The organism is Actinoallomurus iriomotensis (assembly GCF_030269445.1).
Lineage (GTDB): Bacteria > Actinomycetota > Actinomycetes > Streptosporangiales > Streptosporangiaceae > Actinoallomurus > Actinoallomurus iriomotensis.
This window is the reverse complement of sequence record NZ_BSTJ01000006.1, coordinates 490,843-514,654: the sequence shown is the minus strand read 5'-3', so window position 1 is coordinate 514,654 and position 23,812 is coordinate 490,843. Positions and strand designations below refer to the sequence as shown.

26 protein-coding genes are annotated in these 23,812 nt (G+C 70.8%); 11 read left to right on the top strand and 15 right to left on the bottom strand.

The window, feature by feature from the left end; genetic code table 11:
• Nucleotides 1-43: 43 nt before the first annotated feature.
• The 3 genes from QSK37_RS26250 to QSK37_RS26240 are packed head-to-tail and all read left to right on the top strand — an operon-like array spanning nucleotide 44 to nucleotide 3,386.
• On the top strand, nucleotides 44-1,165 hold the full coding sequence (locus tag QSK37_RS26250; RefSeq protein WP_285625963.1) for an ROK family transcriptional regulator: 1,122 nt from the start codon (nucleotides 44-46) through the stop codon (nucleotides 1,163-1,165).
• The gene (locus QSK37_RS26245) at nucleotides 1,162-2,616 is read left to right on the top strand and encodes a M81 family metallopeptidase (protein ID WP_285625960.1); all 1,455 of its coding nucleotides are present in this window, start codon (nucleotides 1,162-1,164) and stop codon (nucleotides 2,614-2,616) included. Before QSK37_RS26250 ends, QSK37_RS26245 begins: the two co-directional genes overlap by 4 nt.
• Before the next feature lie 5 nt (nucleotides 2,617-2,621).
• On the top strand, nucleotides 2,622-3,386 hold the full coding sequence (locus tag QSK37_RS26240; RefSeq protein WP_285625957.1) for a copper homeostasis protein CutC: 765 nt from the start codon (nucleotides 2,622-2,624) through the stop codon (nucleotides 3,384-3,386).
• A 17-nt stretch (nucleotides 3,387-3,403) separates the two neighbouring features.
• Here the strand turns inward: QSK37_RS26240 and ftsL are convergent, their stop codons facing one another.
• The 3 genes from ftsL to QSK37_RS26225 all read right to left on the bottom strand — a co-directional run bounded on the left by ftsL (nucleotide 3,404) and on the right by QSK37_RS26225 (nucleotide 6,184).
• Entirely contained in the window at nucleotides 3,404-3,922 is a 519-nt protein-coding gene (gene ftsL, locus QSK37_RS26235; protein WP_285625955.1) for a cell division protein FtsL, read from the bottom strand.
• A gap of 291 nt (nucleotides 3,923-4,213) precedes the next feature.
• Nucleotides 4,214-5,512 carry a HAMP domain-containing sensor histidine kinase gene (locus QSK37_RS26230; protein ID WP_285625952.1) on the bottom strand — a complete coding sequence of 433 codons (1,299 nt, stop codon included), beginning with the start codon at nucleotides 5,510-5,512 and terminating at the stop codon, nucleotides 4,214-4,216.
• 3 nt (nucleotides 5,513-5,515) lie between these two features.
• Entirely contained in the window at nucleotides 5,516-6,184 is a 669-nt protein-coding gene (locus QSK37_RS26225; RefSeq protein ID WP_285625950.1) for a response regulator transcription factor, read from the bottom strand.
• A 131-nt stretch (nucleotides 6,185-6,315) separates the two neighbouring features.
• On the opposite strand from QSK37_RS26225, the gene QSK37_RS26220 reads away from it, so the two are divergent.
• Together QSK37_RS26220 and QSK37_RS26215 are read left to right on the top strand one after the other, a co-directional pair.
• Complete coding sequence (locus QSK37_RS26220) at nucleotides 6,316-7,005, top strand: helix-turn-helix domain-containing protein (protein ID WP_285625948.1); 690 nt, start codon at nucleotides 6,316-6,318, stop codon at nucleotides 7,003-7,005.
• 115 nt (nucleotides 7,006-7,120) lie between these two features.
• Complete coding sequence (locus QSK37_RS26215) at nucleotides 7,121-7,663, top strand: dihydrofolate reductase family protein (protein ID WP_285625944.1); 543 nt, start codon at nucleotides 7,121-7,123, stop codon at nucleotides 7,661-7,663.
• Between the two features lie 41 nt (nucleotides 7,664-7,704).
• Here the strand turns inward: QSK37_RS26215 and QSK37_RS26210 are convergent, their stop codons facing one another.
• Nucleotides 7,705-7,827, bottom strand: coding sequence for a hypothetical protein (locus QSK37_RS26210; protein ID WP_285625941.1), 123 nt, complete (start codon nucleotides 7,825-7,827; stop codon nucleotides 7,705-7,707).
• Between the two features lie 68 nt (nucleotides 7,828-7,895).
• Here QSK37_RS26210 and QSK37_RS26205 point away from each other — a divergent pair, with 68 nt between their 5' ends.
• Nucleotides 7,896-8,342 carry a hypothetical protein gene (locus QSK37_RS26205; RefSeq protein WP_285625938.1) on the top strand — a complete coding sequence of 149 codons (447 nt, stop codon included), beginning with the start codon at nucleotides 7,896-7,898 and terminating at the stop codon, nucleotides 8,340-8,342.
• 139 nt (nucleotides 8,343-8,481) lie between these two features.
• The gene (locus QSK37_RS26200) at nucleotides 8,482-8,682 is read left to right on the top strand and encodes a hypothetical protein (protein ID WP_285625935.1); all 201 of its coding nucleotides are present in this window, start codon (nucleotides 8,482-8,484) and stop codon (nucleotides 8,680-8,682) included.
• On the opposite strand, the gene QSK37_RS26195 is transcribed toward QSK37_RS26200, so the two are convergent.
• Both QSK37_RS26195 and QSK37_RS26190 read right to left on the bottom strand, forming a co-directional pair.
• On the bottom strand, nucleotides 8,654-9,250 hold the full coding sequence (locus tag QSK37_RS26195; RefSeq protein WP_285626191.1) for an HD domain-containing protein: 597 nt from the start codon (nucleotides 9,248-9,250) through the stop codon (nucleotides 8,654-8,656). The two genes, QSK37_RS26200 and QSK37_RS26195, sit on opposite strands and share 29 nt — an antisense overlap.
• Before the next feature lie 105 nt (nucleotides 9,251-9,355).
• Nucleotides 9,356-9,961 carry a TetR/AcrR family transcriptional regulator gene (locus QSK37_RS26190; protein WP_285625932.1) on the bottom strand — a complete coding sequence of 202 codons (606 nt, stop codon included), beginning with the start codon at nucleotides 9,959-9,961 and terminating at the stop codon, nucleotides 9,356-9,358.
• 65 nt (nucleotides 9,962-10,026) lie between these two features.
• Between QSK37_RS26190 and QSK37_RS26185 the strand changes: the two genes are divergently transcribed.
• On the top strand, nucleotides 10,027-10,563 hold the full coding sequence (locus QSK37_RS26185; RefSeq protein ID WP_285625929.1) for a hypothetical protein: 537 nt from the start codon (nucleotides 10,027-10,029) through the stop codon (nucleotides 10,561-10,563).
• Nucleotides 10,564-10,574: 11 nt separating this feature from the next.
• Here QSK37_RS26185 and QSK37_RS26180 read toward each other — a convergent pair whose 3' ends face one another.
• The 3 genes from QSK37_RS26180 to QSK37_RS26170 are packed head-to-tail and all read right to left on the bottom strand — an operon-like array spanning nucleotide 10,575 to nucleotide 13,854.
• On the bottom strand, nucleotides 10,575-11,348 hold the full coding sequence (locus QSK37_RS26180) for an ABC transporter permease (RefSeq protein WP_285625927.1): 774 nt from the start codon (nucleotides 11,346-11,348) through the stop codon (nucleotides 10,575-10,577).
• Entirely contained in the window at nucleotides 11,345-12,922 is a 1,578-nt protein-coding gene (locus tag QSK37_RS26175; protein ID WP_285625924.1) for an ABC transporter permease subunit, read from the bottom strand. Before QSK37_RS26175 ends, QSK37_RS26180 begins: the two co-directional genes overlap by 4 nt.
• The gene (locus QSK37_RS26170) at nucleotides 12,919-13,854 is read right to left on the bottom strand and encodes an ABC transporter ATP-binding protein (RefSeq protein ID WP_285625921.1); all 936 of its coding nucleotides are present in this window, start codon (nucleotides 13,852-13,854) and stop codon (nucleotides 12,919-12,921) included. The genes QSK37_RS26175 and QSK37_RS26170 overlap by 4 nt, the downstream gene beginning before the upstream one ends.
• Nucleotides 13,855-14,042: 188 nt before the next feature.
• On the opposite strand from QSK37_RS26170, the gene QSK37_RS26165 reads away from it, so the two are divergent.
• Complete coding sequence (locus QSK37_RS26165) at nucleotides 14,043-14,705, top strand: response regulator transcription factor (RefSeq protein ID WP_285625915.1); 663 nt, start codon at nucleotides 14,043-14,045, stop codon at nucleotides 14,703-14,705.
• Nucleotides 14,705-15,805, top strand: a complete 1,101-nt coding sequence (locus QSK37_RS26160) for a sensor histidine kinase (protein ID WP_285625912.1) — start codon at nucleotides 14,705-14,707, stop codon at nucleotides 15,803-15,805. Before QSK37_RS26165 ends, QSK37_RS26160 begins: the two co-directional genes overlap by 1 nt.
• An 8-nt stretch (nucleotides 15,806-15,813) precedes the next feature.
• Here QSK37_RS26160 and QSK37_RS26155 read toward each other — a convergent pair whose 3' ends face one another.
• The 5 genes from QSK37_RS26155 to QSK37_RS26135 are packed head-to-tail and all read right to left on the bottom strand — an operon-like array spanning nucleotide 15,814 to nucleotide 20,794.
• The gene (locus QSK37_RS26155) at nucleotides 15,814-16,686 is read right to left on the bottom strand and encodes a carbohydrate ABC transporter permease (protein WP_285625909.1); all 873 of its coding nucleotides are present in this window, start codon (nucleotides 16,684-16,686) and stop codon (nucleotides 15,814-15,816) included.
• Nucleotides 16,683-17,648 carry a carbohydrate ABC transporter permease gene (locus QSK37_RS26150; protein WP_285625907.1) on the bottom strand — a complete coding sequence of 322 codons (966 nt, stop codon included), beginning with the start codon at nucleotides 17,646-17,648 and terminating at the stop codon, nucleotides 16,683-16,685. The genes QSK37_RS26155 and QSK37_RS26150 overlap by 4 nt, the downstream gene beginning before the upstream one ends.
• Entirely contained in the window at nucleotides 17,645-18,910 is a 1,266-nt protein-coding gene (locus QSK37_RS26145) for an ABC transporter substrate-binding protein (protein ID WP_285625904.1), read from the bottom strand. The genes QSK37_RS26150 and QSK37_RS26145 overlap by 4 nt, the downstream gene beginning before the upstream one ends.
• A 34-nt stretch (nucleotides 18,911-18,944) precedes the next feature.
• Nucleotides 18,945-19,856, bottom strand: a complete 912-nt coding sequence (locus tag QSK37_RS26140; protein ID WP_285626189.1) for an N-acetylmuramic acid 6-phosphate etherase — start codon at nucleotides 19,854-19,856, stop codon at nucleotides 18,945-18,947.
• 8 nt (nucleotides 19,857-19,864) lie between these two features.
• The gene (locus QSK37_RS26135) at nucleotides 19,865-20,794 is read right to left on the bottom strand and encodes a MurR/RpiR family transcriptional regulator (RefSeq protein ID WP_285579064.1); all 930 of its coding nucleotides are present in this window, start codon (nucleotides 20,792-20,794) and stop codon (nucleotides 19,865-19,867) included.
• An 81-nt stretch (nucleotides 20,795-20,875) separates the two neighbouring features.
• On the opposite strand from QSK37_RS26135, the gene QSK37_RS26130 reads away from it, so the two are divergent.
• A complete protein-coding gene (locus QSK37_RS26130; RefSeq protein WP_285625902.1) occupies nucleotides 20,876-21,919 on the top strand; it encodes an N-acetylglucosamine kinase in 1,044 nt (347 codons plus the stop codon).
• A gap of 44 nt (nucleotides 21,920-21,963) precedes the next feature.
• Here QSK37_RS26130 and QSK37_RS26125 read toward each other — a convergent pair whose 3' ends face one another.
• A complete protein-coding gene (locus QSK37_RS26125; RefSeq protein ID WP_285625899.1) occupies nucleotides 21,964-23,790 on the bottom strand; it encodes a glycoside hydrolase family 3 protein in 1,827 nt (608 codons plus the stop codon).
• Nucleotides 23,791-23,812 lie beyond the last annotated feature (22 nt).

Here is a 23,812-nt window from a genome sequence, read left to right as displayed (position 1 = left end):
GGGTTGCCGCCGCAACCGTGATCACTGCAGTGAAGGAGCCACCATGTCGGCCGCGCAGATCATGGGGCTGGTGGCGTCCGGCCAGGCCACGTCACGGGCGGACCTCTCGCGGCTGCTCGGCCTGGCGCCCTCGACCGTCTCCGCACACGTCCAGGAACTGCTCGACGCGGGCCTGCTGGAGGAGTCCGGCGAGGGCCGCTCGCGCGGCGGGCGGCGGCCCCGGCTGCTCAGCGTCCGCGCCGGCGACGGGGTCATCCTGGCCGCCGACCTCGGCGGTCACCACGCGAGGATCGCCGCGATGGACCGGGCCGGACGGCCGGAGGCCATCCAGGACCTGGAGATCGACGTGACGGCCGGCCCCGAACCCGTCCTCGCGCGGATCACCGACGCGCTCGCCGAGCTCGCGGCCGGACGTACGGTGCTCGGCATGGGCATCGGCCTGCCGGGCCCGGTCGACTCCGAGGGCGCGGTGGTCGGCTCCTCCCGGATGCACGGCTGGAACGGTTTCTCCGTACGGCGCCGGCTGGCCGAGTACTACCAGACGCCGCTCGTCGTGGACAACGACGCGAACCTCATGGCGATGGGCGAGGCGGTCGTGCGCGGCCCCGAGCTGCGCGACTTCGTGTTCGTCAAGGCCGGCACCGGGCTCGGCGCCGCGCTCGTCAACGACGGCCGCCTGCACCGTGGCGCCCGCGGCGTCGCCGGCGACGTCAGCCACAACCGCGTGCCGGCCGGCGGCGAGCGCCCCTGCAACTGCGGCAACTTCGGCTGCCTGGAGACGATCGCCAGCGGGGCCGCGATCGTCGCCGCCCTCCGTGCTCAAGGCGTCGACCTCGCGACCACCGCCGACCTCGTACGGCTGGCGCGCGACGGCAACCCGACCGTCAACACGACGCTGCGCTTCGCCGGCCGGCAGCTCGGCGAGGTCCTCGTCACCATCGTCAACTTCTTCAACCCGCAGGCGGTGGTCCTCAGCGGCGCGCTGGCCACCTGCGACCTGTTCGTCGCCGCCGCGCGCGGCGCCCTGTACGAACGCTGCCTGCCGCTCACCACCCAGGAACTCCAGATCGGAGAGAGCGTCGCCGGCCCCGACGCCGGCCTGCTCGGCATCGGCCGCCTCTTGATCGACCAGGGTCTGGCCGCCCCAGTGAGGAATCTCCCGTGACACCGCTGCGCATCGGCATCGCCGGAATCGCCATCGAGTCGAGCACCTTCTCCCCGCACCGCACCCGGCTGGCGGACTTCACCGTCACGCGGGGCGACGCCCTGCTCGCCCGCTACTCGTGGATGGGCGCGCCGTGGACCACCGGGGTCGAGTGGGTGCCGCTGCTGCACGCCGTGTCGCTGCCCGGGGGCGCGGTCGAACCCGAGGTGTACGACGCGCTCGAGGCCGAGATCGTGGAACGCGCCAAGGCGGCCGGCCCGCTCGACGGCCTGTTCTTCGACATCCACGGCGCGATGAGCGTCGTCGGCCGTACCGACGCCGAGGCCCGGCTGGCCGCCGTGATCCGCGAGGCCGTCGGCCCGGACACGCTGATCTCCGCCTCGATGGACCTGCACGGCAACGTGTCGCGCGAGCTCGCGTCGGCCGTCGACCTGATCACCTGCTACCGCATGGCCCCGCACGAGGACGCCTGGGAGTCGCGCGAACGCGCCGCGTACAACCTGGTCGAGCGGCTCCACGACGGCGGTCGGCCGCGGAAGGCGTGGGTGCAGGTCCCGGTGCTGCTGCCCGGGGAGAAGACCAGCACCCGCGTCGAGCCGGCCAAGAGCCTGTACGGCCGGATCCCGGCCGTGGAGGCGCTGCCGGGCGTGGTCGACGCGGCGATCTGGGTCGGCTACGCCTGGGCCGACGAGCCCCGGTGCCGCGCCGCCGTGGTCGTGACCGGCGACGACGAGGAGGTCATCGCCGCGCAGGCACGCGAGCTGGCCGAGGCGTACTGGCACGCCCGCGACGACTTCGCGTTCGTGGCGCCGACCGGCACGTTCGACGAGTGCCTGGCGACCGCGCTCGCCAGTGACGCCCGGCCGTTCCTGATCAGCGACTCCGGCGACAACCCGACCGCCGGCGGCGCCGGCGACGTGTCCTGGACGCTGAGCCGGCTGCTCGTCGTGGAGGAACTGCGCCTGGGCAAGGCCAGCGCGATCTACGCGAGCATCGTCGACCCCGAGGCGGTCGCGACGGCGTTCGCCGCCGGCGAGGGCGCCGAGGTGATGGTCCGCGCGGGCGGCCGGATCGACGCGGGCCCCTCCGGACCGGTCGCCATCGCGGGCATGGTGCACTCCCTGCTGCCGGGCGACCCGGTCGGCGGTGACATCGCGGTGATCAGGACCGGCGGGCTGCACGTCATCCTGACCAGCCGGCGCAAGCCGTACCACGAGATCTGCGACTTCACCGCCCTCGGCCTGTCTCCGGCCGACACCGACCTGGTCATCGTCAAGATCGGCTACCTGGAGCCGGAGCTGTACGACCTCGCGGCGGACTGGCTGCTCGCGCTCACCCCGGGCGGCGTCGACCAGGACCTGCTGCGGCTCGGGCACCACGGCGTACGGCGGCCGCTCTTCCCGTTCGATCCCGACATGGCCGACCCGGACCTGACGCCCGAACTTCTGTGACACTCATGACCCGAGAGGAACCCATGCGCTACGAGATCTGCCTGGAGTCCGCCGACGACGTCGCCGCCGCAGCGGAGGCCGGCGCCGACCGGGTGGAGCTCTGCGCCGCCCTGTTCGAGGGCGGGATCACCCCGAGCCAGGGCATGATCGAGCAGGCCGTGGCCGCCGCCGCGGGCCGGCTCCGCGTCCACGTCATCATCCGGCCGCGCGGCGGGGACTTCATCTACGGCCCCGCCGAGGTCGAGGTGATGCTCCGCGACATCGCGGCGGCCAAGGCGGCCGGCGTCGACGGCGTGGTCATCGGCGCACTGACCGAGGACGCCGAGATCGACACGGAGCTGTGCGCGCGCCTCGTCGCGGCGGCCCGGCCGCTCAGCGTGACCTTCCACCGGGCGTTCGACGTGACCCGTGATCCGGAGAAGGCGTTCGAGGACGTCGTCGCGCTGGGCGTCGACCGGCTGCTGACCTCCGGCGCGGCACCGAGCGCCCTGGAGGGCGCCGACCTGATCGCCCGGCTGGTGGAGAAGGCCGCGGACCGGATCATCGTCATGCCGGCGGGCGGCATCAACGAGCGCACGGCCGCCCGCGTGGCCGAGCAGACCGGCGCGCGGGAGCTCCACTTCACCGCGAACGAGACGGTACGGTCGCGCAGCCGCTTCCAGGCGGCCGGCATCTACATGGGCGGCGCGCTGTACCCGCCGGAGACCACCCGCGCGGTGACCACCCCGGCCCGCGTCCGCTCCATCATCGACGCGGCGGCGGCTCGCTAGAGCCGCCGCCGCGCCGGTCAGCGACCGGTGCGCGGATCGGTGACCACTCGGTCGCCGGAGTCGCGCATGCCCAGGCGGCGTGCCTTGGCGTGGAGGACCTCGGGGCTGTTCTCGCGGGCGATGTCCTCCTGCAACGCCTGCTTGCGCTCCACGAGCCGCTGGTTCTCCTGCTGCAACTCGCTGCGCGTGAACGACTGCTGGGCGAGCACGGTGTTCAGCAGGAGGAGGCTGACCAGCGCGCCGCCGAGCAGGCCCACGACCAGCAGGGCGAACGGCGCCCGCGGCGCGGTGGGCGCGTGACGTCCGGCGGTGGGGGCCGGACGTCGCGCGGGCGCCTGGACCGTGCGCGCCGCCGCCCGGCGCGTGACCGCCGTGCCGGTGCCGGCGGCCCGCTTACGGGCGGTGCCGGTGGGCGTCGTGGTGAGCCGTACCGGGTGGGACGGCGGGACCGTGCGGCGTCGCGTGGTCCGCGGCTCGGTGCCGGTGGCCTCGTCCTCCCGGGTACGGATCGCCGCCGACGACGTCATGGCCTTCATCACTTCCCCCTGCGTTCGCTCCGCTCTTCCGCGGGTCGGCACTACCGGCGCTCTCACGCCGGCGCGGTCGAGGACCCGCCGCGGTGCCGGCGAGCCCCGACCGAGGAGAGATGCGGCACCGCGTCCGCCGTTACCCCCGATCCAGGGGCATATACCTAGAACCACGCATAAAAGACCCACTTCGCTCATGACCGGCGATAATGCACGGAGCGTAACGGCGCCGTCGGACCACGCGCCATCGAATTTCCGCGGTCACACGCCCCCGATGCCGCCATCAACCGCAGGAAGCCTCTATCCGGGAACACCGACCGGGAGCACGGCGCGAAGGCACGCGCCGGATTCGTTCTCCGGCCTCGCGGCGACCGACAGCGAGCCGCGGTGGACCACGGCGATGTCGCGGGCGATCGCCAGCCCGAGGCCGGAACCGCCCCGGTCGCGGTCGCGGGCCTCGTCGAGACGGGTGAAGCGGTCGAAGACGACCTCGTGGTGTTCGGCCGGGATGCCGGGGCCGTCGTCGACGACCTCCAGAACCGCACGGGAGCCGTCCTCGGCCAGGCGGACCGTGACGGCGGTCGCCGCGTGCCGTACGGCGTTGTCCACCAGGTTGGCCACCAGCCGCCTCAGCTGGTCGCCGGACCCGCGGACGAGCACGTCGGGGGCGATGTCCAGCGTCACCGTGACGTCCGGCCGCGGCCGGGTTCGCGCCGCCTCCTCGGCGGCCACCTGACCGAGGTCGACCTCCTGCTCGCGCGGGGGTTCGCCCGCGTCGAGGCGGGCGAGCAGGAGCAGGTCGTCGGTCAGCGACTGGATCCGTTCGACGTCGGTCAGCGCCTGGGCGGCCAGCGTGGGAGCCTCGACCCGGTGGGCGGTCAGCTCCAGCCGGGCGCGGAGCACCGCCAGCGGGCTGCGCAGCTCGTGCGCGGCGTCCGCGACGAACCGCTTGTGCTGTTCGACGGCGGTCCGCAGCCGGTCCAACGTGGCGTTCACCGTACGGGCCAGCGCCGCGATCTCGTCACGGGTGCCGGGTTCGGGGACCCGCTGGTGCAGGTCGTGGGCGGTGATGTCGGCCATCTTCGCGCGGATCGCCGAGACCGGCCGCAGCGCGCGGCTCACCGCGAGCCAGGTCAGCAGCGCGACGAGCAGGAGCAGCGCCGGCACCCCGGGCAGCAGCAGATGCCACAGCGTCGTGATCGCCTGCCGGGTCGGCGCGAGCGAGGACCGGCCCTGGATCATCACCGTGCCTCCCTTGGTGGCCACCCGCTCCCCCGCGACGACGTAGGCGGATCCGGTCTTCCAGCTCGGTCCCGCCTCCGTTTTGCTGATCACCTGGACGTCGGTGCTGCCGGTGCCGCCGCTGCTGTCATCGAGCGCGTGCGGTGAGGACAGGCTGGGCCCGATCCGTACGGCGGTGGCCACGGCCTTGGCCTTCGCGGTCGCCTCGGCGCGGGCGCTCTCCTCCAGGGAGTGCCGCAGGGCCAGGAGCAGGACGGCCGAGGCCAGGCCCAGCGCCACGGCGACGGTCAGCACCGCCGCCGCGGTCGCGCGCAGCCGTACGCCGCCCAGCGGGCGGGTCCATCGCGGACGTCGCATCTGTCATGCCTCCAGCCGGTAGCCCGCGCCGCGCACGGTGACGAGAGTGGTGCGCCCGAACGGCTTGTCGATCTTGCGCCGCAGGGCACTGACGTAGACCTCGATGATGTTGGAGTCGCCGTCGTAGGCGAAGTCCCAGGCCATCGACAGCAGTTCGGTCTTGGAGACCACCTCGCCGGCCCGGCGCGCCAGACCGTGCAGGACGGCGAACTCCTTCGGCGTCAGCGCGATCGATACGTCGCCCCGGCGGCAGCGCAGCCCCGCCGGGTCGACCTGGAGATCCCCCACCGTGAGCACGGCCGGACGCTCGCGCGCCCCGCGCCGGAGCAGCGCCCGCAGCCGGGCGAGCAGGACCACGTACGCGAACGGCTTGCCCAGGAAGTCGTCCGCGCCGTTGTCGAGCGCCTGCGCCTCGTCCTGCGCGGTGTCCTTGGCGGTCAGCATGAGGATCGGCGTCCAGATCCCGGCCTCGCGCAGCCGGGCGCAGACCGCGTCGCCGTCCAGCCGCGGCAGCATCACGTCCAGGACGATCACGTCGTACGGGTTCTCGGTCGCCAGCCACAATCCCTCCTGGCCGTCATGGGCGAGATCGACCGCGAACCCCTCACCGGCCAGACCGTCCTTCAGCAGTTCGGCGAGACGCCGCTCGTCCTCCACCACGAGAATCCGCACCGGCCCAGCGTGACGAGCCGTACCTAAAGCCACCATGAAGACGGTGCTGACGGACAGTGCCTGCTCGACTCCCACGCGGTGCCGCCCGGTCTCAGCCCGGTGGAGTCGGGACCGCCTAGACTCCCGCCGTTATGGGGTTGATTTTCAACGCTGTCGCCGGCGAACTCCCGCTGGTGCGACGAGTGTGGTCGGCAAGCTGTGACGCCGCGACCGGTTTCACCTCGGCGGCCAAAGGCTCCTCCATGATCGCGTTTGCGCGGACCGGTGACAGGTTGACGGTGCACCTGCGCGGACCGGAGACCAGGGCCACTCAACTGATCTGTCCGGAGGGCTGGGAGTTTTTCGGTGTCGAGCTGCGGCTCGGTGCCTATCTGCCCCTGTTCCCGCCTTCCGGCCTGGCTGACCTGAACGATGCTCTGTTGCCGACCCTGTCAGGCGACCGGATCTTGCTGGACAACCGAGACTGGGAGATGCCGACCGAGCAGAACGTCGACGTCTTCGTCGACAGACTCGTGCGAGCAGGTTTGTTGATCTTCGATCCACTCGTCGACGAGATCCGTCACGGCGAACGACCACGAGCCATGTCGGAACGGACGGCGCAGATCCGGTTCCGCCGGGCCGTCGGGATGTCGCGCCGCAAGCTCGTCAGCATCGAGCGGGCACAGCACGCCGCACAGCTCCTCACGGCGGGGAGATCGATCGTCGACGTGGTCACCGTCGGCGGCTACTACGATCAGCCGCAGCTCGCGCGGGCGATGCGGTGGGCGACCGGCCACACCCCGGGCGAGTTGAGGTCCGACATCCCGTTCGTCGCGTTCTGATCCCCGACCCGACCCGACCCGCTGGGCTGTCTCGACCCGCTTGAGCAGCACCTCGAAGCCGGCGGGATTCGGTTCGATACAAGACCGTCGATCATCGGGATGGTTGTCTCCGGGGATGCGAAAACTGATCGAATATGACCATCTCTCGCTCGACGGGAGGTTCTCCGGGGACGACTGGTGGGCCGGACAGATGAAGATCGCCCCCAACGACAACCACTTCGACTACCAGCTCCGGCTGTTGGAACAGGCAGCCGGTCTCGTGCTAGGACGGGCGACCTACGAAAACTTCGCCGCAACGTGGCCGACCATGACCGGCGACCTCGCCGACAAGCTCAACTCCCTACCGAAGCACGTCGCCTCCACCACGCTGACCGAGACCACCTGGAACGCCGAGGTGCTCACCGGCGACGCCATCGACGCCGTCGCCCAGCTCAAAGAGGCCGGCGACGGCACGTTGGTGAAGTATGGCAACGGCCCTTTCAGCCGGGCGCTCGTCGAGGCGGGTCTGCTGGACGAGCTGCATTTGAGCATATCCCCGTTTGTCGCGGGTTCCGGTGAGTCGCTGCTGTCGGGCATCAGCACGACCCTCATGAACCTGACGGGAGTGACCGAAATCGGCAACGGCGCGGTGGTGCTGGCCTATACACCGAGCCGGTAGCCGGGCACCACGAGAATGGCGGCCGGCGACGGTCGCCACCGCTAGCACGCGAGCCGTGCCGCGAACCCGCCGGGCAGCCAGCGCGGCAACCCGGCGTCGTGGTGGTCGGCCAGCAGCCGGATGGCGCCCTGCGCTCCCAGTGGGTGGCTGACCTCGTTCCGCACTCATCGTGACTTCAGCTCCCCGTCGGGAGACTCCGAGGTGTCCTGATCGACTCCTGCTCGGAGGAACCATGAGAAACAGGCTCATCGCCGTCGGCGTTCTGGCCGGTGGCATCGCGCTGACCGGGCTGGCGGGCTCGGCGTACGCCGCGGGCGCGTCACCGGCCGTCTCGCGCTCGGCGCCGACCACCGTCCCGGCGAAGGGGACGAGCCCGGTCGCGATCGTCTGCGTCGGCAAGGGCGCGAAGCTCAAGGTCAGGCCGGAGAAGGGGCCGAAGGAGGTCGTCACGGGCAAGGTGCCCGGCAAGGCCCGCGCACTGGTGAAGGTGAACGGACGGATCGTCAAGGCGATCCCCAAGGGCGCGGCCCTGCCGGCTCCGCCGTCCGGTGCCACGGTCGTCAAGGCGACCAAGGACGGCAAGGGTCACGTGAAGATCGGACCGCTGCCCAAGGGCGTCCACTGCTCCCAGGTCAAGCCCGGCACGAAGGGCGTTCCCCTCCCTCCCCCGGCTCGCTGACGCGCGATCGCGACGACGTACGGCCACGCCCCGCCCGCGGGGCGTGGCCGTACGTCGTGATACGAGGTGGTTGCCGTTTACATAACGGACATGTATAACGTGTACACGCTTCCTGCCTCCCGGGGGAAAGGAGTCCGCCATGCGTCCGATCGTCACGGCCGTGCCCGTCGCGCCGCTCGCCCTCACCGGCGTCGCGGCCGCCCCCGCCGACGCCGCGTCGGAGGCGTTCTCGGTGGACCTCTTCGGTTACCAGTTCCACCGCCATTGGACCGGCCGCCGGGAGGTCACCGGCTCCCGGCGGCCCCGATGGCCTAACGGACCGCGTGACCGTACGCCGTGAGCAACGGGGCCAGGTCCGGCTCGCCGAACTCCTCGCGCAACTCCGCGAAGGCCGCCGCCTTGCCGGCCCCGAAGCGGCGGACGTCCACCGCGTAGGTGTCCGCGCGGACGAACGCGGGCGGGCTGCTCTTGCTGTGGAACTTGTCCGCGTACATCACCAGCCGCTCCTCGCGGGACCGCGCGCGATAGTCCCCCGCCGGCAGCGGAAGGCGCTGCATCCGTACCTCGTCGGGACCGATGCCCACACCCGTGTGGCACGAGCAGAACCGGCAGATCGCCTCCGCGAACCCCTCCTTGGCGAGGAGTTCGTGGCCGAGCACCCCGTGGCGGATGTAGCTCGCGTGGTCGAGCTCGCCCGCGCCGTCGTACAGGCGGTAGACGCCGATGTCGTGCAGCAGGCAGCCCGCCCGTACGAGGTCCGCGTCGACGCCGTCGCCCACGCGGCCGAGGAGCTGCTCCGCGATCCGGCACACGATCTCGCAGTGGGTGTGGACGAGCTCGAACGCCTCGCCCGTGGGGGCATGCTTCTCGTGCAGGGCACGGATCTCCCGGTCGCCTGGAACGCGCACGTGGGAGAGCAGATCGGTCACGGGCACGATGGTGGCACATCCGGCCGTAAAGTCCCGTCCGCCGCTACGACGCCGACCACACCCCGGCATGCCCACGAGCCGAGATCACGGCCGGCCGCCAGCCCCGAGGCTGATTTCGGCGAGGTAGGCGTCGAGTTGGTCGATCATGCTCTCCGGGGTCAGGTGGCCGGCCAGCCGTTGGATGGACAGACCGTCGACGACGGCGTGCAGGCGCCGGGCGAGGAGCTCGGTCGAGGCGGTGTGAGGGGCCAGGAGACCCTCGGTCTCCAGGCTCTCGATGAGCTGAAGGCAGAGCCCGTACATGCCGTCGAAGTGGGTGCGCTGGACCTCGGCCAGGCGCGGATCGCTCAGCCCGAGCGTCAGGAAGGCGAACGCGATGGCGGCCTCGGCGTGACGCCGCGCGTCGACCGGCATGGTCTCCAGCAGCGCGGCGCGGACCGCCTGCTGGATGGTGCCGCTGTGCCTCAGGTCGGTGATCCGGGTCGTGACCCGCTCCACCACCTGCTCGCAGGCGAAGGCCAGCAGCTCGGCGCGGGTGCTGAAGTAGTGCCGCAGCGCGCCTGACGACCAGCCGGCCTCGGCCGCGACCGAGCGGATCGAGACCTCATTCACCCCGTCCCTGACGATGACGCGGCCGACCGCGTCGGCGAGCTCCAGCCGGCGCGCCTCGTGGTCCACGATCTTCGGCATCTGGCCATTATCGCACAGTCGTGTTATTTTCTTTTTCATACGGCCGTGCGAAATAAAGGAGCGTCGTGATCTTCCTGATCGTGGGATGCGAGATCGGGTTCTGGGCGCTGCTGGTGACCGGGCTCGCGGTCCGCTATCTCCTGCGCGCCCGGCGGCTCAGCAACGTCCTGCTGGTCAGCGTTCCCATGGTCGACGTGGTGCTGCTCGCGGCCTCGGTCGTCGACCTCCGGAGCGGCGCACCCGCTTCGCCCGCGCACGGTCTGGCCGCGATCTACATCGGCGTATCGGTCGCCTTCGGCCATCAGATGATCGGCTGGGCCGACCAGCGCTTCGCCCATCGCTTCGCCGGCGGCCCCACCCCGGTGAAGGCACCCAAGACCGGATCCGCCCACGCCGCCTACGAACGCGGGCAATGGCTTCGCCACCTCCTCGCCTACATCGTGGCGGCAGCGGTGCTGGGCATCTTCACGCTGCTCGTCGGAGACGCTCACCGCACCCTGAGGCTGTGGTCGGTGATGGCCCCCTGGGCACTCATACTCGCCATCGACTTCGTGATCTCCTTCAGCTACACCATCACCCCACGCAGACGACGAGGCATCTGACAACACGGTGGTCATGCGTCGCGCAGCCGCAGTAGGAGTGCGGCGATCAGAAGCGATGCTGCTGCCCATGCGGTGAGGACGCCCAGGCCGGCCCAGGGGGCGATGGGTTGGGAGTGGGGGTCGGTGGTGGCTTGGATGGCGAGTCCGGCGGTCATGGGGGCGATCTGCTCAATGTGCCGCCGAAGTGGGTCGGTGAAGGCTTGGGCGAGGAGTGGGGGCAGGTAGAGCAGGCCGAGCACGACGGCGATCGATGGGGCGCCGTCGCGGAGGGCGGTGGCGACGCCGAGGGAGAGCAGGGCGATCAGGACGAGGTAGCAGACGCTGCCGGAGGCGGCGCGCAGGGTTGGGCTGTGGCCGATCGAGATGAGTGGGTAGCCGTGGGCCGGGTCGAGGCCGGCGGTTGGGAGCATGAGGCGGCCGACGAGCAGGCAGCCGGTGACGGCGAGGATGCCGGCGGTGAGGGCGAGTGCCGTCGTGGTGGCGGCTTTGGCGGCGAGGAGCACAAGGCGGCGCGGCATGGCGGCGAGGCTGACGCGGATCATGCCGGTGCCGTATTCCTCGGAGATGGTCAGGACGGCGAATACCGCGACGACCGCTTGGCCAAGGTAGACGCCGGTCAGGGCGATCTTGGTGGGATCCTCCTGGCCGCCTTGTGGTGACACGTGGGTGGCGGCGGCGATGCCGGCGCTGACCGCGATGGTCACGGCGATGGCACCGGTGAGCAGCCAGGCGATGCCGCCTGTGGTGCGCGTCTTGGTCCATTCGGCTCGTAGTGCTTCGATCATGCGTCTCTCCGGCGCAGCAGAACGGCGGCGATGCCGAGGACGAGCGCCGCCCATGCGGCGAGGACGCCGAAGCCGGCCCAGGGGGCGAGCGGGTAGTAGCCGTTGGCGAAGGTGTAGGGGTAGTCGACCTGCGCCGATCGGGGCAGGGCTTGCAGCACCGACAGGCCGGCGGCCGGGGTGAGGCGATACAGCCACTGGACGGCGCCACCGGAGCTGATCGAGCCAATGATCGAGGGCAGGACGAACACCACGATGCCCCCGGCGACCGCCGCGGCGCTCTTGCGCGTGATGGTGCCGACGGCGAGCACGGCGACGGCGGTGACGGCGGCCAGGGCCGCGGCGCCGGCGACGATGCGCACGACGGTGAGGGCGCCGGCCGGGAAGACGTAGGCACCGTTCGCGTGCAGGATGTGCTCGCCGAGGGGAACGGCGGTCGCCGCGGCGACGGCGGCGATCACGAAGGCGACCGCGCCGATGACGACGGCCTTGGCCGCGAGCACGCGGTGCCGGCCGGGGATGGCCGCGAAGGTGATGCGGATCAGGCCGCGGCGGTACTCGGCGGTGACGAACATGGTCGCCACCACGATGAGCACGATCAGCGCGACGGTGAGCCCGAAGGGCAGGCTGCTGGAGGCCGTGTCCGCGCCGAGGAGCCCTTGGACGACGGCGGGGGCGATGTCTCCGGAGCCGCTGACGACGAGGGAACCGCCGGCGCGGTGGTAACTGCCGGCTCGCAGCGTCGGGTAGAAGTCCTGCTCGCCGGCTCCGATGCTCTGACCGTGCCAGGCGCTGGGCGTGGCGCTGCCGTCGATGACGGTGTGGTCGAAGGTGGCGGTGGCGAGGGTGCGTGCGCCGCTCGCCGATGTCTGGAAGGAGACCGGCGAGGTGACGAACAGCCCGGCGTAGACGGTGGCCGGTAGCCCGGTCAGGTGCGCGGTGCCGGTCCGGGTCCACGTCGTTCCGTTGGTCGAGTCGTAGCCGGTCAGGGTGTCGCCGGTGCGGGTCAGGCGCAGCCAGTGCGGCGAGCCGGCGGAGACCGGTCCAGGCCGGCCGGCGTCGTCGTGGCTGTAGTCGTATTGGAAGCGGTCGCCGTGGCCGCCGGTGACCATCACCGCGGCGTAGGCCGATCCCTGCCGGGTGCTCGGCCGCAGAAGGATCCCGGCCTTGGCCCAGGCCGGGACCCCGGGGCGGGTTTGCTGCGCCTGAGAGGGGGCGACGTCCGTCGGGGCGGTCGAGATGACGCCGGTCAGCGAGGTGACCTGAGTGGTGATGGTGCCGTCGCCGGTCAGCCGCCCGCCGAGGGTGTAGTAGCTGTCGGCGACCGCTTGGCCCTTCGGTCCGGTCGGCACGAAGGCATGGCCGGCCGTGCAGTTGCCGGTGCCGGTGCAGAAGTCGGTGTGGGTGCCGTTGGCGACCAAGAAGGTGAACACGACGCACAGCACGGCGGCCATGATCGGGGCGATCACCCAGCCGCGGACCGTACGGAACTTGGTCCACTCGGCCCGCAGCACGGCCGTGAAGCGTGCCCGCTCGGGCGTGCCTGCCAGGAGGGGTGGCGTGCTGGTCGTGGTCATCGCTGTGCCCCCTGCACGGTGTTGGTCCCGAACTCCGCCTCGCCGCTGGTGAGTTGGAAGTAGACGTCCTCCAGCGTCGGCCGCTGGGTGGTGACCTCGGAAAAGACCACGTCCGACTGGCCAAGAGCCGCCACGACCTGGCGGGCGGCGAGCCCGGAGACGCTCAGGGCGCCGTCGTCAATGATCGTCGTGACGCCCCCGGCACGATGCAGCACCCGGTACGCCTCGGCCGGCGTCGGCGTCTGCAGCAGGACCTGCTCACCGGCGGCGCGCGCGAGCAGCTCATCGATGCCGGCTTCGGCGAGGACCTTGCCGCGGCCGATCACCACAATGTGGTCGGCGATGCCTTGCAGCTCACTCATCAGGTGGCTGGAGACGAGCAGGGCCCGGCCCTCGGCGGCGAGGGTGCGCAGCAGCTTGCGCATCCAGACGATCCCCTCCGGGTCCATGCCGTTGAACGGCTCGTCCAAGATGACGACCGGTGGGTCGCCGAGCATCGCCGCCGCGATGCCAAGACGCTGGCGCATGCCCAGCGAGAAGCCGCCCGCCTTGCGGCGGGCCGCCGCGGCGAGGCCGACCAGCTCGAGCACGGCGTCGACCCGGCCGGCCTCCAGGGTCTGGGAACGGGCCAGCCACAGCAGGTGGTTGCGGGCGGTACGGCTGGGCTGGACGGCGGCGGCGTCGACCAGCGCCCCGACGTGGCGCAGCGGGTTCCGCAGGTCCCGATAGGGGTGTCCGCCGACCCGGGCGTGACCCTCGTCGGGAGCGTCGAGACCGAGGATCACCCGGATGGTGGTGGACTTCCCCGCCCCGTTCGGGCCGATGAAGCCGGTCACCTTGCCGGGCGGGGCGGTGAAGGTCACGCCGTCGAGGGCGAGTGTGGGCCCGAACCGTTTGCGTAGACCGGTGACTTCGATGATCGCGTCGTTCACGTGCTCGTCCGTCCTTGTCTCGGCGATGGCGCTCGACGTAGATGTACGGCACGCCCGGTGTCAGCCTGGTGTCAGCCGCCGACACCGGGCTGACACCTGGGCCCTGGCATCGTTGCGGTGATGGCACCCCACCCCGGACCCTGAACGGGCGTGGCCGCCACCTTCAGGCAGCGGAACGGAGAAGGTTCGTGAGAGTGCTCGTCGTCGAGGATTTCGAAATCCTGGCCCGCTCGATCGGCACCGGCCTTCGCCGCGAGGGCATGGCGGTGGACGTGGTCCTGGACGGCAACGACGCGCTGGAGCATCTGGCGATCACCCGCTACGACGTCGTGATCTTGGACCGGGACCTGCCCGGAATCCATGGCGACGAGGTGTGCAAGAGCATCGTGGCCGAGCGCTCCGGCAGCCGCGTACTGATGCTCACCGCGGCGAGCACCGTCAAGGACCGCGTCGACGGCCTCGGGCTGGGCGCCGACGACTACCTGCCCAAGCCGTTCGACTTCTCCGAGCTCGTCGCCCGCGTCCGCGCCCTGGGCCGGCGCTCAACGCCGGCGGTGCCACCCACACTGAGCGCGGCGGACCTCATGCTGGATCCGAACCGCCGGGTCGCCTTCCGCGCCGGGCGGCGCCTGGAGCTCAGCCCGAAGGAGTTCGCCGTCCTCGAATGCCTCCTCGCCTCCGGCGGCCGGGTGGTCTCCGCCGAAGAGCTCCTCGAACGGGTGTGGGACGAAGAGGCCGATCCCTTCACCACCGCTGTCAAGACGACGATCCGCCGGCTGCGCGCGAAGCTCGGCGACCCGCCGGTCATCCACACCGTCCGCGAAGGCGGCTACCGAATCGGAGACGCGTGATGCGCCCGCGTGACAAGGTCATGTCCCTGCTCCGCCGCAGGCGGCGGCCCATGCTCCGGGCACAGCTCACCTTGCTGTACTCGGGATTCTTCCTCGGCCTGCTCACCGCCGTACTCCTCGCCACCAACCTGCTGTACGGCCACACGGCGGCGCGGGCCCCCGCGAACGCCACCCCCGGCACGGACCAGGTCGGCAGCAGCCACCAGTTCGAATTCGGTCCGGCCGCCATCGGCTTGGCCGCCGCGATCGTCGCGTTCATTGGAGCCTGGTGGCTGGCCGGACGGTTCCTACGCCCCCTGCGCGCCATCAACACCACCGCCCAGGAGATCTCCGCCACGAACCTCAACCGCCGGCTCGACCTCGACGGCCCTGGCGACGAGCTCACCGACCTCGGCAAGACCCTCGACGACCTCTTCGCGCGGCTTGAGGCCTCCTTCGAGGCCCAACGCCACTTCGTGGCCAACGCCTCACACGAACTGCGCACCCCACTCGCAGGACAACGAACTCTCCTGCAAGTCGCCCTCGCCGACCCCGACGCCGGCACCGAAGCTCTGCGGACGGCCTGCGAGCAGGCTCTGCGACTCGGCGATCAACAAGAGCGCCTCATCGAGGCGCTCCTCACCCTGGCGACCAGCGAACACGGCGTCGAACAGTGGGAGCCGGTCGATCTCGACCAGATCACCGAAACCGTCATCGCCGGCCACGGACAACGAGCCGAACGCCGCGGCATCACCATCGATGCCGCACTCGGCCGGGCACCGGCCACCGGCGACCCCGGGCTCATCGAGCGGCTGGTGACGAACCTCGTCGACAACGCACTGCGCCACAACACACCCGGAGGGCAGGTCCAGATCACCACGAACCTGGTCCGAGACAAGGCCTCCATCGCAGTCAGCAACACCGGTACGGCGATCCCCCCGGCCGAGGTCGAGCGGCTCTTCCAGCCGTTCCAACAGCTCGGCGGCCAACGCGTCCGCCACACCGACGGCCACGGACTCGGCCTCGCCATCGTGCGCGCCATCGCCCAGGCGCACGGCGCCACACTGACCGCACGGCCCAACCCCGGAGGGGGCCTCCACGTCGAAGTGACCTTCCACTGACCCCCGGGCTACTTCGTCATGCCCGCCGTCAGGCCGGCGACGATCTGCTTTGTGGCCAGCAGGAACAGCAGCACCAGCGGGATCGTGGTGATGACCAGGCCCGCGTACAGCTGGGCGTGGGCGGCTTCGAACTCCGCGACGAAGCGGGTCAGGCCGACCGGCAGCGTGTACTTGTCGTCCTCCATCAGCACCAGCGGGAAGAAGAAGTCGTTCCACAGTGGGATGAACTGGAACAGCGCCACCGTCGTCAGCGCGGGCCGGACCATCGGCACCATGATCTGGGCGAAGATGCGCAGCTCGCCCGCCCCGTCGATGCGGGCGGCCTCCTCCAGTTCGTTCGGCAGGCCGCGGAAGAACGCGGTCAGGACGAAGATCGCGAACGGCACGCCGCTGGCGGCGTAAACGCAGATCAGGCCGATCCGTGAGTCGATCAGGCCGATGGAGTTGAGCAGGTAGAACACCGGCACGATGCCCAGGCGGATGGGCAGCATCAGGCCGGCCAGGAAGTACGCGGTGAGCAGGCCCTGCCCGCGGAAGCGGTAGCGCGCCAGCGGGTAGGCGGCCAGCACCGCGACGCCCGTGCCCAGCACCACGGCGCCGACCGTCACGATGATGGAGTTCACGAAGTAGGAGCTGAACCCGCCCTCCGACCAGGCCTTCGCGTAGTTCTCGAAGGCCGGGTGCGTCGGGATGCCGAGCGGCTTGGTGGCGAGGTCCTGCTCGGTGCGCAGCGAACCCAGCGCCATGATGATGAGCGGTGCGAGCGCCGCCACCGCGTACACCCACAGCAGCACGGTGGAGGCGACCGCGCCACGGCGCGGGCGGCGGCGACGCCGGGCGGGTGCGACCGCGACCGCCGGTTCCAGCACGGAGGTGGTCATTTCAGGCGTGCCTCCATCCGGCGGAAGAAGCGGTTCGCCGCGGCCGAGATCCCGAAGATCAGGATGAACATGCAGACCGCGAGCGCGGAGGACTGGCCGATCGCGTTGGCGTCGGGGTTCTCGAAGGCGGTCCGGTAGAACAGCAGGCCGAGCACGTCGGTGGAGTACGCCGGGTTGCCCTTCGAGCCCTGCAGCGCGTAGATCAGGTCCAGGATGTTGAAGTTGCCGATGAAGGTCAGCACCGTGACGATGCCGAGCACCGGCGTGAGCAGCGGGAAGGTCACCTGCCAGAAGCTCTTCCAGGCCGACGCGCCGTCCACCCGCGCCGCCTCGTGGTACTCCTCGGGGATGCCGGCCAGCGCCGCGGCGAACAACAGCATCGGGAAGCCCACCCACTGCCAGGCGTTGATCACGATCGCCACCGGCAGCGCCAGGTGGGGGTCGCCGCGCCAGGGCTGGGCGAGGGAGCCGAGGCCGACGCCGCGCAGCGCGGCGTTGATCGCGCCGAACTGCGGGTTGAGCATCAGCGACCACAGGTAGCCGGCCACGATCGGGCTGACCAGGTGCGGCAGCACGTACGCGGTCTGCAGGAAGCGCTTGCCGCGCCGGGAACGGTGCAGCAGGGTGGCCAGCAGCAGCCCGCCCGTGGTCTGGATCAGCATCGTGCCGATGAAGAACACGCAGTTGTGCGCCAGCGCCCGCCAGACCTGCTCGCTCAGCGGGTACTTCGTGAACAGGTCACGGAAGTTCGCCAGGCCGGCGAAGCCGTTCTGCCGGGTGCCGGTCCAGTCGAAGAAGCTGTACTGCAGGGCCGACACCAGCGGGTACACGATGAAGACCGTGTACAGCGCGAGCGCCGGCAGCAGGAACACCAGCAGCAGCGGCCAGCGCCGCCGCCCCCGGCGGCGGGTGCTCCCGCCGCCGGGACCGGCGACCTCGACCGGCTCGGTCGTCGACGTCATCCGCCGCTGGGCTTGAACCACGCCGAGATGCCCTTCTGGACGAGCTTGCCCGCGTCCGCGGCCGAGGTGCCGCTCAGCATCTTCTGCAGAGCCTCACCCTCCTGGTCGCGGCCGAGCGGGTTCCCGTAGCCGAAGTCGACGACCATCATGTACGTCGCGCCGTGGGTCTTGAAGCCCTCGTACGTCTGCGCGAGCAGCGGGTCGCCGGGGGTCACGCCGGGGACGGCCGAGATCTGCTTGAGCGTGTTGGCGTACAGCTGGCCGAACTCCGGCGTCGCCATCCACTTGACCAGTTCCATCGCCTCGGTCTTGTGCTCCGAGTGCGCGTTGACGCCGTACGAGCCGTCGACGAAGCCCGAGGTCAGCGCATGGTTCACCTTGGCGCCGGGGGCCGGCGGGGCGTCGAAGGAACCGATCTGCAGGTCCGGATTGGTCTTGGTGAACGGCCCGACCTCATACGAACCGCCCGGGTACATCGCGGCCTTGCCGCTGGTGAACAGGGTCTGCGCGTCGGGGTAGTCGACCGCGGCGACCTTGTCCGGGTAGTACGGCTTGAGCTTGGCCGTCACGTCGAGCGAGGCGGTGTAGTCGGGGTCGGTGAAGTTCTTCTGGCCGGCCAGGGCCGCCTTGGCGAAGTCGTCGCCGCCGTAGCGCGTCGCGCCGAAGATCTGGTGGTCGATGGCGAGCACCCACGGCTGCAGGCCGCTCGTCGACAGCGGCGTGATGCCGGCCTTCTTCAGCTTGTCGCAGGCCGCGGTGAAGTCCGCCCAGGTCGTCGGCGGCTGGATCTGCTGGTCGGCGAAGATCTTCTTGTTGTAGAGCACCGAGAGGGTCTGCATGGCGTACGGGACGCCGTACAGCTTGCCGTCCTGCTTGCCCTTGGCCGCCTGGAGCACGGACGGGTCCCACTTGCTCACGTCGACCTGGCCGTCGAGTGGCGCGAGGTTGCCGGCCGAGATGAGGCTCTGGATCGGCCCGTACGGCTTGAGCTGCACCACGTCCGGACCGCCCGTGGCCTTCTTCAGCTCGGTCGGCAGCACCGTGAGGTACTCGGTGTTCTTGATCGGCTTGAACTTGACCTTGATCTTCGGGTGGCTCTTCTCGAACGGCGCGAAGATCTTCGCGTAACCCGCCGTGTCCTCGGGGCGCCAGGAGAGCACGGTGAGGGTGACCTTGTCACCGCCACTCTTGGTACTGGGGGCGCACGCCGGGGCGGCGAGCACGACGCCGAGCGCCGTGATGACCGTGCAGAACTTACGCATAAGGAGGTGGACCCTTTCTCTAACCCCCGAGATATCAGGCGTCTCCACGAATCGTGCGCATCGCCTCGCGGACGGAGCCACCGGCGCCGGCCAGCGCCTCGGCCGCCCGGCCCGACGGGACGTCGCACAACAGGGAGACAAGGGCGGTGCGCGTGTCGCCGGCCGCATCGGCCAGGGCGGCCTCGCACGTCTCCGCGTCCATGCCGGTCGCCTCGACCAGAATCTTGACGAGACGTCCGCGGAGCTTGGAGTTGAGCGCGCTCATGCTGACCATGAGGTTGGAGTAGGTGCGGCCGAGCCGCACCATCACCGCCGTGGACATGGCGTTCAGCACGAGCTTGGCCGCGGTGCCGGCCTTCATCCGCGTCGAGCCCGACACGGCCTCCGGTCCGGTGTCCACCGCGATGTGCACCTCGACCTCCGCCCCGGCCGCCGCGGCCGGGTTGGAGCTGATCAGCACCGTGTGCGCGCCGGCGGCCGCGGCCTGCCGCAGCGCGCCCACGACATAGGGGGTGCGCCCGCTGGCGGTGATGCCGACCGCGACGTCGCCGGCGTTCACCTCGCCCGCGTCGCGGGCGCCGAGCGAGGCGTCATCCTCGACGTTCTCGATCGCGTGGGAGATGGCGTCCATGCCGCCCGCGTGGTGCGCGACCACCAGGCCGGGGTCGATGCCGTACGTCGGCGGGAGCTCGGCCGCGTCGAGGACGGCGAGCCGCCCGGACGTGCCCGCGCCGAAGTAGTGCACCCGGCCGCCGCCGCGCAACGCCTCGACCTCCAGGTCGACGACCTTGGCCATCTGCGGCAACGCCACCGCCACGGCGCCCGGCACCGTGGCGTCCTCGTTGTTGATCAGACGGAGTATCTCCAGCGTGGGCAGCACGTCGATCTCGGTGGTGCGGGGGTTGCGTACCTCGGTGGGTACGGTCCCCAGCATCGCCAGGGGCATGCTGTCGTTCACCTGCGCCTCCGCTCGGGACGCACCCGGCGGACCCTGACCGCCTCGAGTGTCGCCTCCAGATGTTCGCTGATCTCGGTCGTACGCTGCGCGACACCGACGAACACGCAGTCGATCACGGTGAGCTGGGCCAGCCGGCTCGCCGTCGCTCCGGATCGGAACGTGGTCTCCCTGGCCGCCGTGGTCAGCACCAGGTCGGCGGCGTCGGCGATCGGAGAGCGGGGGAAGTTGGTGAGGGCCACCGTGGTGGCGCCGCGGCGCTTGGCCACGCTGAGGGCGTCGATCGTCTCCACCGTCGACCCCGTGTGGGAGATCCCGACGGCGACGTCCGAGGAGTCGAGAACCGCTGCGCTGGTGAGCATGATGTGCGCGTCGGACCACGCGTAGGAGGTCCGGCCGATCCGGTGCATCTTCTGCTGGAAGTCCGAGGCCACGAAGGCACTGGCGCCGACGCCGTAGATGTCGACCCGGCGGGCCTCGGCGATCGCCGTGACCACCTCGCCGAGCACCTGGATGTCGAGCTGGTTGGCGGTCTCCTCGACCGCCCGCGCGTCGGCGAAGGCGATCTTTTCGACGATCTGTTCCAGCGTATCGTCCGCGCTGATGTCGCTGCCCACGACCCGGCCGCCGGTCACTCCCTGTGCCCGGCCGGCCTCCGTGGCCAGCGTCAACCTGAGCTCCGGATAGCCGGAGAAGCCGATCGCGCGGCAGAACCTGATGACCGTGGTCTCGGAGGTGCCACACGCCTGGGCGAGCTCGGTGATCGTGGAGCTGGCGACCGCCTCCGGATCGTCGATGACACGCTGCGCGACCCGCGCCTCCGCAGGTGGCAGCGATGGCAGCAGCGAACGGACACGTACGACGGTGCTGAGTGGAGATGCGCCTGTGGCGTCGGCCCCCAGCCCGGATTCGGGCCCGACCTTCCTCATGGCGGAAAGTTTCTTACGAAAACCAGATGATGTCAACGGCTGATGTTCCGCGGGGAACGGCCGATGTTCTACCGTCACTATGTGTGCTCTAACGCGATCGGTCCCTACCTGGTCGGCGTCGACGCCGGCGGCACCCGCACGCGCGCGGCGATCGTCACGCTCGACGGCGTCGTCGCGGGCTACGGCACCGGACCCGGCGCCAACCCCAACTCCGGCGGCGGCACCTCCGGTGAGCTGACGCAGGCGCTGACCACCGCTCTCACGGCCGCCCTGGAGGAGCTCGACCCGGCCCGTGTGGTGCACGGCGTCTTCGGCATCGCCGGCGCCGGAGCCGCCAACCGGCCGCGCGCGGTCGCCTCCGCCAACGCCGCCTGGGCCGCCGCGGGCGTCCCGGGCGAGCCCGAGGTGGTCACCGACATCGCGGTCGCGTTCGCCGCCGGGAGCGCCGAGCGCACCGGCATCGTGATCCTCGCGGGCACCGGCGCGGGCGCGGCCGTCATCGACGCCGGTGAGATCGAGCGTCGCTCCGACGCCAACGGCTACCTGATCGGGGACGAGGGGTCCGCGGTGTGGATCGGGCGGGAGGGCGTACGCGCCGCGATGCGTGCCTATGACGGCCGCGGCCGGGCGACGGTCCTCGCCGAGACCGTGCCGCGCGCCCTCCTCGGCGAGGAGGCCGAGCCCCTCCTCACGGGCCTCGACCGGGCCATCGTCGCGCCGAGCGGCGAGCCGACCGCGGGCCGTACGTGGTCTGGGTCCGATCTGCCCCAGGCGATCATCAGGAAGGTCTACGCCGAGCGGCCCGCCTCGATCGGCAAGGTGGCGCCGTGCGTCAGCGCGGCGGCGGAGAAGGGCGACCCGGTCGCGGTCGAGATCGTCGCGGAGGCGGTCCGGCATCTCCTGGAGGACGCCGACGCCGTACGCCCCGCGCTCGACGACCTGCTCGCCGCGCGGGAGGGGACGGCCGGGTTCGGCCTCGTCGTCTCCGGATCCCTGCTGGAGAGCGGTCCGGTCGCCGACGGGGTGCGCGCGGGCCTGGTGAGCCGGTTCGGCGTCGAGCCCACGCCGGCGGGCGACGGCGCGGTGGGTGCCGCGCGTCTCGCCGCCCACCGCGCCGGAGGCTAGAAACGGGCGCGGGACGGCGCCGTTGCCGTCCCGCGCCCGTTCGATCACTTGTTGAACGTCAGCCCGTACCCGTACGGGTAGAGCGTCTGGTCGGGATGGTCCGCCACCGGGATCATGACCGGCAGCTTGCCCTGCGGGCTGATCTCACCGAACAGCACCTTGGTGAGCGACTCCAGCGACGCGGGCGTGTAGCCGTACGTCACCAGGTAGGTCGGCGCCTCCGGGAAGTACCCGATGTCGTACGCGTCGCGCACCGACGCCACGACCACCGGCTTGCCCGTCGCGACGAGTGCCTTGACGAGGTTCATCTGCCCGGGGCCGTTGACGGCGAGGTTCCAGGCGGCGTTGGTCGTGACGACGGTCAGGTCGTTGTCCTTCGCCTGCGCCACCGCCTTGTCGATCGTCGCCGGCGTGGGGCTGGTGCCCGTCTGCAGGACCGACGTGACCGGCCCGCGCTTGCCGATGTCGTTCGCGAGCGTCTGGGTGGTGGTGACGCCGTACCCGGTCACGAACACCTTGCGGTTGTCCTTGGGCAGCGGCAGCACGGCGTTCTTGACGAGCGTCGTGGTCTGGTCGGTGATCTTCTGCTCGGTCGCGAGGTGCGACGGCGTGCCGACGACCTTGGCGACCTTGCTCTCGTCCACGTACGGGTGCTGGAACAGGCCGTGGCTGAGCTTCTGCTCGAGGATCCGGTACACGGACTGGTCGATGCGCGCTTCGCTGATCTCGCCGCTCTTGACCGCGTTGACCAGGGAGTCGCGCTGGAGGGTGTACAGCCCCTTGCCGCCGGCGTCCGCCGGCGGCTTCTCCAGCTGGTCCACGCCGGCCTTGACCGCCAGCACGGGGATCCGGTCGTCACCGTACTTCGCCCGGAGTCCGGCCATGCCGAGAGCGTCGGTGACGACGACGCCCTTGTAGTGCAGCTGGTCGCGGAGGATCCCGGTGAGGATCGGCTTGGACAGCGTCGCCGGGTCGCCGGAGGGGTCCAGCGCCGGGACGATGATGTGCGCCGTCATGATCGAGTCGACGCCGTGCGCGATGTCGGCCTTGAACGGCGGGAGGTCGAGCTTCTCCCACTGCTCCTTGGTGTGGTTGATGATCGGCACACCGGTGTGGCTGTCGGTGTTGGTGTCGCCGTGACCCGGGAAGTGCTTGGCCGTGGCGATGACGCCCGCGGCCTGGTAGCCGTCGACCTCGGCGGAGGCGATCTGGGCCACCAGCGACGGGTCGGAGCCCGGGGACCGGACACCGATCACCGGGTTGGCCGGGTTGACGTTCACGTCGGAGTCGGGAGCGTAGTCCTGCGTGATCCCGATCGCCTTGAGCTCCTCGCCGGTGATCTTCGACGTGGTGAACGCGTTCTTCGGCGAACGGGCCGCGCCGAGTGCCTGGGCGCCCGGGAACTGCGTGAACGGCGCCGGGACCCGCGTGACGATGGAGCCCTGCTCCTGGTCCGTGGTGATGGTCTCCGGGATCGGCACACGCGTGTGCATGGCCGCCTGCTGGATCCCGTTGGACAGATGGGCGACCTGCTGGGGACTGACGAGGTTGGGCGGATCGACGTAGTAGTAGATGATCCCGCCGGGGTGGTACTTGGCGATCAGCTGCTGGGCGTTGTCGACGCCCCACAGCTTCTGGTTGGCCGCGACGGCCGTGGGGTCGGTCGTGTCCGCGCTCGTGCCGTACACCTGGAGCACGAAGAGCTGGGCGACCTTCTCCTCGAGCGTCATCTTGTTGAGGATCTTCAGGACGCGCTTGTCCTTGCCGGGCTTGTGCCCGGCCTGTGCGGCGTTGGCGGTACCTGAGCCGATACCGGCCACGGCCACCACTGACGCCGCACCTATGGCAATGAGCCGTCGGCGACGGGACATCGGTAACTCCTTCCGCCCCCGA

Coding starts and splice junctions, on each gene's coding strand:
- QSK37_RS26250 (WP_285625963.1), top strand. CDS start 44: ATGTCGGCCGCGCAGATCATGGGGCTGGTGGCGTCCGGCCAGGCCACG.
- QSK37_RS26240 (WP_285625957.1), top strand. CDS start 2,622: ATGACCCGAGAGGAACCCATGCGCTACGAGATCTGCCTGGAGTCCGCC.
- ftsL (WP_285625955.1), bottom strand. CDS start 3,922: ATGAAGGCCATGACGTCGTCGGCGGCGATCCGTACCCGGGAGGACGAG.
- QSK37_RS26230 (WP_285625952.1), bottom strand. CDS start 5,512: ATGCGACGTCCGCGATGGACCCGCCCGCTGGGCGGCGTACGGCTGCGC.
- QSK37_RS26220 (WP_285625948.1), top strand. CDS start 6,316: ATGGGGTTGATTTTCAACGCTGTCGCCGGCGAACTCCCGCTGGTGCGA.
- QSK37_RS26215 (WP_285625944.1), top strand. CDS start 7,121: ATGCGAAAACTGATCGAATATGACCATCTCTCGCTCGACGGGAGGTTC.
- QSK37_RS26205 (WP_285625938.1), top strand. CDS start 7,896: ATGAGAAACAGGCTCATCGCCGTCGGCGTTCTGGCCGGTGGCATCGCG.
- QSK37_RS26200 (WP_285625935.1), top strand. CDS start 8,482: ATGCGTCCGATCGTCACGGCCGTGCCCGTCGCGCCGCTCGCCCTCACC.
- QSK37_RS26190 (WP_285625932.1), bottom strand. CDS start 9,961: ATGCCGAAGATCGTGGACCACGAGGCGCGCCGGCTGGAGCTCGCCGAC.
- QSK37_RS26180 (WP_285625927.1), bottom strand. CDS start 11,348: ATGATCGAAGCACTACGAGCCGAATGGACCAAGACGCGCACCACAGGC.
- QSK37_RS26175 (WP_285625924.1), bottom strand. CDS start 12,922: ATGACCACGACCAGCACGCCACCCCTCCTGGCAGGCACGCCCGAGCGG.
- QSK37_RS26160 (WP_285625912.1), top strand. CDS start 14,705: ATGCGCCCGCGTGACAAGGTCATGTCCCTGCTCCGCCGCAGGCGGCGG.
- QSK37_RS26155 (WP_285625909.1), bottom strand. CDS start 16,686: ATGACCACCTCCGTGCTGGAACCGGCGGTCGCGGTCGCACCCGCCCGG.
- QSK37_RS26150 (WP_285625907.1), bottom strand. CDS start 17,648: ATGACGTCGACGACCGAGCCGGTCGAGGTCGCCGGTCCCGGCGGCGGG.
- QSK37_RS26145 (WP_285625904.1), bottom strand. CDS start 18,910: ATGCGTAAGTTCTGCACGGTCATCACGGCGCTCGGCGTCGTGCTCGCC.
- QSK37_RS26140 (WP_285626189.1), bottom strand. CDS start 19,856: ATGCCCCTGGCGATGCTGGGGACCGTACCCACCGAGGTACGCAACCCC.
- QSK37_RS26135 (WP_285579064.1), bottom strand. CDS start 20,794: ATGAGGAAGGTCGGGCCCGAATCCGGGCTGGGGGCCGACGCCACAGGC.
- QSK37_RS26125 (WP_285625899.1), bottom strand. CDS start 23,790: ATGTCCCGTCGCCGACGGCTCATTGCCATAGGTGCGGCGTCAGTGGTG.